Origin of the sequence: Actinophytocola sp. NPDC049390, from assembly GCF_044466355.1 — a bacterium.
In the GTDB taxonomy this organism is placed as follows: Bacteria; Actinomycetota; Actinomycetes; order Mycobacteriales; family Pseudonocardiaceae; genus Actinophytocola.
The window spans coordinates 63,943-70,331 of the sequence record NZ_JBITMQ010000006.1; the positions used below are offsets into that span (position 1 = coordinate 63,943).

At 70.6% G+C, this 6,389-nt stretch carries 6 protein-coding genes; 1 reads left to right on the top strand and 5 read right to left on the bottom strand.

Going from position 1 to position 6,389, the window contains the following annotated elements:
• Nucleotides 1-134 precede the first annotated feature (134 nt).
• From ACIBVP_RS18860 to ACIBVP_RS18880, 5 genes are read right to left on the bottom strand one after another with little or no spacing between them, the layout of a single operon-like run.
• Nucleotides 135-1,457 (bottom strand): ABC transporter substrate-binding protein, encoded by a 1,323-nt coding sequence (locus tag ACIBVP_RS18860; RefSeq protein WP_396107436.1) that lies wholly within the window; start codon nt 1,455-1,457, stop codon nt 135-137.
• Nucleotides 1,454-2,461 carry a branched-chain amino acid ABC transporter permease gene (locus ACIBVP_RS18865; RefSeq protein ID WP_396107437.1) on the bottom strand — a complete coding sequence of 336 codons (1,008 nt, stop codon included), beginning with the start codon at nt 2,459-2,461 and terminating at the stop codon, nt 1,454-1,456. Before ACIBVP_RS18865 ends, ACIBVP_RS18860 begins: the two co-directional genes overlap by 4 nt.
• A 2-nt stretch (nt 2,462-2,463) precedes the next feature.
• Nucleotides 2,464-3,342, bottom strand: a complete 879-nt coding sequence (locus ACIBVP_RS18870; protein ID WP_396107438.1) for a branched-chain amino acid ABC transporter permease — start codon at nt 3,340-3,342, stop codon at nt 2,464-2,466.
• 11 nt (nt 3,343-3,353) lie between these two features.
• Nucleotides 3,354-4,058, bottom strand: coding sequence for an ABC transporter ATP-binding protein (locus ACIBVP_RS18875; RefSeq protein ID WP_396107439.1), 705 nt, complete (start codon nt 4,056-4,058; stop codon nt 3,354-3,356).
• Nucleotides 4,042-4,806, bottom strand: coding sequence for an ABC transporter ATP-binding protein (locus ACIBVP_RS18880; protein ID WP_396107734.1), 765 nt, complete (start codon nt 4,804-4,806; stop codon nt 4,042-4,044). Before ACIBVP_RS18880 ends, ACIBVP_RS18875 begins: the two co-directional genes overlap by 17 nt.
• 174 nt (nt 4,807-4,980) lie before the next feature.
• Here ACIBVP_RS18880 and ACIBVP_RS18885 point away from each other — a divergent pair, with 174 nt between their 5' ends.
• Nucleotides 4,981-6,210: a PucR family transcriptional regulator gene (locus ACIBVP_RS18885; RefSeq protein ID WP_396107440.1), complete on the top strand. Its 1,230-nt coding sequence runs from the start codon at nt 4,981-4,983 to the stop codon at nt 6,208-6,210.
• Nucleotides 6,211-6,389 lie beyond the last annotated feature (179 nt).

Consider the following 6,389-nt stretch of genomic DNA (forward strand, 5'->3'; position numbering starts at 1 on the left):
GCGGGTGTTTCCCCGCGTGGTTGCCCGGGGGTTTAAAACTTTTTGGCCCCCCCGTATTACCGGGGGGGGGGCGGGCGGGCCCGGGGGGGGGGGGGGGGGGGCCCCCCCCCCCCCCCGGCCGGGGTATCGAGGTACTACTCCGCGGGTTTGACGTTCGGGATGCCGTTCGACGGTGGGGCGTCGCCTGCTGCCGAGTCGTCTTCCTTGATCGGGGCGTCGCCCAGGTCCGTTACCAGGACCGGGGTGAGGTCCTTGCCGACGCCGTCCTGGATCTCGACCACCGACATGCCGGAGATGCCCAGGTGGCTGTCGCCGGTGTAGCGGAACGGGGCAAGACCAGGGCCCTCGAAGTCCTTGCCCGACTTCTCGATCGCCTCGACGACGCCCTCGCGGGTGGGGTCGGGGCCCGCGGCCTGCAGCGCCTGGACGAAGGTGTACGCCTGCGCCATGCCGTACACGCGGTAGTTGGTCAGCTCACCGTCGGCGCCGTGCTCGTCCCAGACCTTCTGCCACAGCTTCGTCCACGGGTCCTCGGGGGCGTCGACGCCGGGCAGGTACTCGGTGCTCATGACACCGTTCAGCATCGACGCGCCGTCGGTCACCGCACCCTCCGAGAACCTCGCCAGCAGCGAGCCGACGAGCGCCGGGTCCGAGCCGACGTTGCTGTAGAACCACGTCGGCTTGAAGTTGAGGCGGAGCGACACCAGCTGGCTGAGCGCCGTGTACGACGGGACGTTGAAGCCGAGCACCAGGTCGACGTCCGCCGCCTGCAGCTGGGCCATCTGCGGTGCCACGTCCGTGTTGCCGGGCGTGTACTTGGCCACCGCCACGATCTGCTTGTCCAAGTACCTGCGGGCGCCCTTCTCGCCGTCGCGGCCGAAGTCGTCGTCCTGCAGGAACAGGCCCACCTTCGCGTCCGGCATGTTCTTCGCGACCCACTCGCCGATGATCTTGCCCTCGATCTCGTAGTCGGGCTGCCAGCCGAACGTGAACGGCTTCTCCTTCGGCCAGTCGCCCCACTGCAGCGACCCGGACGACACGAACAGGTCGGGGACCTTGGCGTCGTTCAGGTAGTCCACGACGGCGCTGTGGGTCGGCGTTCCCAGACCACCCACCATGGCGAAGATCTCGTCGTTCAGGACCAGCTCGTTGGTCACCTGACTGGTGTTCGTCGGGTTGTAGGCGTCGTCCTTGACGACGAACTCGATCTTGCGGCCGTTCACGCCGCCGTTCGCGTTCACGTAGTCGTAGTACGCCTTGTGGCCGCTCGGGATCTCGCTGTACCCCGGTGCGGCGACACCGGTCAGCGGGAAGTGCCCACCGATCTTGACGGTCGTGTCGGTGATCCCGACCGTCGAGCCCTTCTCCTCGCCCTCGGGTCGCCCGCCCGCCCCGCACGCGGCCGCCGTGACCGTCACGGCGAGGAGTAACGCCGTACCCGTGTACCAGCGCTTCATGAACTTCGCCTCCAGTGGATGAGTTTCCGCAACCCGCCTGCGAGACCTGCGGGTGCGAGCAGCACGACCAGGACGGTGACCAGGCCGTAGATCAACGGCGCCAGCTGCGCGGCCTGCACGTCGGAGAGACCGAGGCCCGTGCCCGCCTCGGTCACCACCTGCGGCAGGAACGTCAGCAGCGCCGCCCCGACCAGCGCCCCGACAAGACTCCCCAACCCCCCGAGCACCACCGCCGACAACAGCAGCAGCGACAACGTCAACGTGAACCCGCTCGGTGCCGCCAGCCGCGCCGACAACGCCATCAGCCCACCCGCGAGCCCCGCGCACCCCGCGCTCACCACGAACGCAAGCACCCGCGCCCGGCCGAGGTTGATCCCGGCCAGCTCGGCCGCCACCTCGTCGTCCCGCACGGCCTGCCACTGCCGCCCCACCCGGCTGCGCGACAGGTTCGCGAGCAGCACGAACACCACGATCACGGCGAGCCAGCCGAGGTACGCGAGGTACCTGATGGGTGTCAGGTCCTGCCCGGTGACGAAGTACGCGGCGTCCGCCAGCCACGCCGGGATCTCCGGCATCCGCACGTTCAGCCCCTGCTCGCCGCCGAGCCACTCGCCGAAGTACACCGGGATCCCCGGTACGGCCACCGCGAGCGCGAGCGTCGCCCCCGCCAGGTACGGGCCGTGCAACCGCGCCGCGGCGACCCCCACGACCGCACCGACCAGCAGCGTGATCACCACCGACAGCAGCAGGATCACCGGCAGCGGCAGCGCTCCCTCGCGTGACTGCAGCATCAGCGCGGTCGAGTACGCGCCGACCGCCATCAACGCGCCGTGCCCGAGCGACAGCTGGCCGTTGAGTCCGGTGAGGACGGTCAGGCCGGCCGCCGCGATCGCGTAGTACGCCATGGCGGCGAACTGCGCGTTGCGGAACTGGCTGGTGTTCTCCAGCACGAGCACGACGACCACGAGCGCGCCGAGCGCGAGCAACAGGTGCCTGCGGCCCATGGTCAGACCCTCCGCTCACGGACGCTCGCGAACAGGCCACCGGGCTTTCCCAGCAGCACCCCCATCAGGATCACCAGCGCGGCGAGCGGCACCAGCTCCGCCCCGACGTACCCGCTGACCAGGCTCAGCGACAGTCCCAACAGGACCCCGCCGACCACCGCGCCGACCGGGCTGTCCAGCCCGCCGAGCACCGCGGCGACGAACCCGTACACCACCACACCGTCCATGTAGGACGGGTGGACGAGGCCGCCGCCCGCGATCAGCAGTCCCGACAGGGAACCCACGAACGCGGCGAGCGCCCAGCCGAGCGTCAGCATCCGCCCGACTTTCACGCCAAGTAGACGGGACACCTCCTGGTTGAACGCCGACGCCCGCATCCGCAGCCCCAGGTCGGTGCCCCGGAACAGCAGCACCAGCCCGACCATGACCGCGCCGACCGCGAGGATCGTGAACACCCCGAACCCCGTCAGCGCGATCGTCGTGTCGCCGATCTGGAAGCCGCGCAACCCGAACGGCGCCGGGAACGACCGGTACCGCGAGCCGAAGACGATGGCCGCCAGCGCGTGCAGGACGATGAACAACCCGAGCGTCAGTATCACCGCGTTGATCTCGGACTTGCCGGCGGAGAACCGGACCACGAACCGTTCCACCACCGCGCCGAGCACGAGACCCGACAGCAGGGCGACCGCGAACCCCAGCCAGTACGAGTAACCGGCGTCGATCAGCACCAGCGCGACGTACGTGGTGACCATCGCCATCGGCGCCTGCGCGAAGTTCACGATCCGGGTGGCGCGCCAGATCAGCACGAGTGCCAGCGCGAACGCGGCGTACACCACGCCCAGCGTCAGGCCGGTGAGCACGGTGGTCAGCAGTTGCTGCACGAGGCCCCCTGTCAGAATCCGAGGTAGGCGTGGCGGAGACCGTCGTCCTCGGCGAGGGTGGCCGCGGCGTCGCGCGCCACCACCTTGCCGAGGTTGAGCACGACGCCGTGGTCCGCGATGGACAGTGCGCTGCGCGCGTTCTGCTCGACGAGCACGACGGTCAGCCCCTCGTCGCGCACGAGCCCGCGCAGCAGTTCGAAGATCTGCACCACGATCCGCGGTGCGAGGCCGAGCGACGGCTCGTCGAGCAGCAGCACCTTCGGCCGGGACAGCAGGGCGCGGCCGATCACGAGCATCTGCCGCTCGCCGCCGGACAGCACGTGCGCGAGCCCGTCGCGGCGTTCCGCCAGCACGGGGAACAACTCGTAGACCCGTCCCAGGTCCGCTGCCGTCGCCCGCCGGCGCGACCCGAGCGCGCCGAGCCGCAGGTTCTCCTCGACGGTCAGCTCGGCCAGCACGCCCCGGCCCTCCGGCACGTGCGCCAGCCCGAGCGCCGGGAGGTCCTCAGTGGACACGCCGGTGATCGTCCGCCCGGCGAACGACACCGTGCCGGACCGGGCCCGGACCAGCCCGGAGATGGTGCGCAGCAACGTGGTCTTGCCCGCGCCGTTCGCGCCGAGCACCGCGGTGATCTCGCCCTCGGCGGCGGCGAGGCTCACACCGTCGAGCGCGCGGACCGGGCCGTAGCCGGCGGACAGGTCATCGACGGTCAGCACCGGTCACCACGTCCTCACCGAGGTAGGCCGCCTGCACCGCCGGGTCCGCCCGGACCTCGTCCGGCGCGCCGCGTGCGATCACCTTCCCGAAGTCCAGCACCACGATGTGGTCGCACACGCTCATCACCAGGTCCATGTGGTGCTCCACCAACATCACCGACGTGCGGCCGGTCAGTCCGCGCACCAGCTCGCCGATCTCGGCGATCTCCGCGGCGGACAACCCGCCCGCGGGTTCGTCGAGCAGCAGCAGCTCCGGTTCGGCGACCAGTGCCCGCGCGAGCGCGACCCGCTTGCGCACCGGGTAGGGCAGGCTGCCGGGGTAGCGCGCGGCGACGTCGGCGATGGCGAAATCCTCGAGCACCGCCATCGCCCGCTCGGCGAGCGCCTTGTCGTCCTTCGCGCGGCGGGGGAGGCCCAGCAGCGACGGCCAGAACCCGGTCTTCGCGTGCCGGTCCGCGCCGACGAGCACGTTGTCCAGCACGGTCATCCGGCTGAAGAGCCCCAGCTCCTGCAGGCTGCGTGCGATGCCGAGGCCGGCGAGCTGGTGGGGGCGCAGGCGTCTCAGTTCGGTGCCGCGCCAGGTGAGCGTGCCGCTGTCGGGCCGGACGAACCCGCACGCGACGTTGAACAACGTGGTCTTGCCCGCGCCGTTCGGGCCGATGACGCCGAGCACCTGCCCGGGCGCGACGGACAGCGACACGTCGGACAGCGCGACGAGCCCGCCGAAGGTCACCGAAACGCCGGACATCTCGAAAGTCTCTGCCACGCACGGCTCCCAACGCTGGGGTTCAACGTGGGTAGAACTTTGGTCGCACCGCACGATCGAGAACATGGGCACGGTGCCCAAAATCGGTGGTGCGAACGGACCCAAACTGGGCGTTCGGACTGGTCCTTCTGTGCACTCGCGTGCAACCCTGCCGACATGGAAGCCGCCAGGGTGCCCACGTTGGAGCCCGCGATGGAGCGGGAGATCGAGCGTGCTTGGGCCTCGTTGCTCGGCCAGGCCGACGCCATCGCCGACGACATCACGCTGACCCTCATCGAACGCGATCCGTACTGGTCGGAGCAGCGTCCGGACCGCCAGGCCGACCTGCGCGCGAGCACCCGCGAGCACATCCGCCGCGGGATCCAGACCATGGCGGGCATCCCCGACCCGGAGCAGCGCACGATCGACGTGTGGCGGGAGACCGGGCGGCTGCGCGCGCGGCAGGGCGTGCCCATGGATCGTGTGCTGTCGGCGTACACGCTCGGCACCCGGACGCTGTGGGAGGCGCTGCTGCGGCAGGGCTGGGACCACCACGTGGAGATCGGCGAGCACCTGCTGCTGTTCGCCGGCCAGAAGCTGTGGGCGGCGCTCGACGTGCAGAACGCGATCCTCGTCGAGTCGTACCGCCGGGAGACGACCCGCTTGCAGCGGCGTGACCTGCAACGGCAGCAGAGCTTCCTCGACGGGCTGGTCGAGGGTCGCGGGGCCGACCCGGAGTTCGCCCGCGAGGCCCGCGAGGCGCTCAGCCTCGGCTCGGACGACTCGGTCATGTGCGTGGTCGCGCCGTTCTCCGACCCGCTGGACGAGCCGCTGCGGACCCCGGAGGACCGGCTCGAACGGGCGGGGATCGTGTCGCACTGGCACGTGCGCGGCGGGAACTACTTCGGGCTGGTGTCACGCGGTGGGCTGACGGCGCGGGATGTGTGCGACCAGCTGTCGCCGTGCGTGGCCGGGCGGGTCGGGGTGGCGCCCTGTGCTGACGGGCTGGCCGGTTTCGCGACCGCCTACCAGCTTGCTTCGCGGGCGGCGGAGTCGTTGCCGCGCGGGGAGCATCGACTGGTGACGCTCGCTGATCGGCTGCCGGAGGTGTTGCTCGCGGGTAGCCCCGAGGTGGTGCCGGTACTGGTGGCGGGAACGGTGGGTCCGATCCTCGCCCAGCCCCCGCAGCTGGCGGACACGTTGTTGGAGACGTTGGCGGCGTTGCTGGCACACGACGGGTCGCCCACACACGCCGCTCAGGCGCTGTACTGCCACCGGAACACGGTGATCTACCGGATGAAGCAGATCGAGTCCATCACCGGCCGGGATCTCGCCGACGCACACGACAAGTTCGAACTGACGCTGGGCCTACTGGCCACCGGCCGCCACTCCGCAGGACGACGTTGACACCCCGCGAGTCGCGCGCTCCAACACCGCGAGTCGCGCGCACGAACACCGCGAGTCGCGCGCTCCAACACCGCGAGTCGCGCGCTCCAACACCGCGAGTCGCGCGCTCCAACACCGCGAGTCGCGCGCGCGAACACACCGAGTTGTCGGTTTCGTGCAGAACCTCTGGCACGAAACCG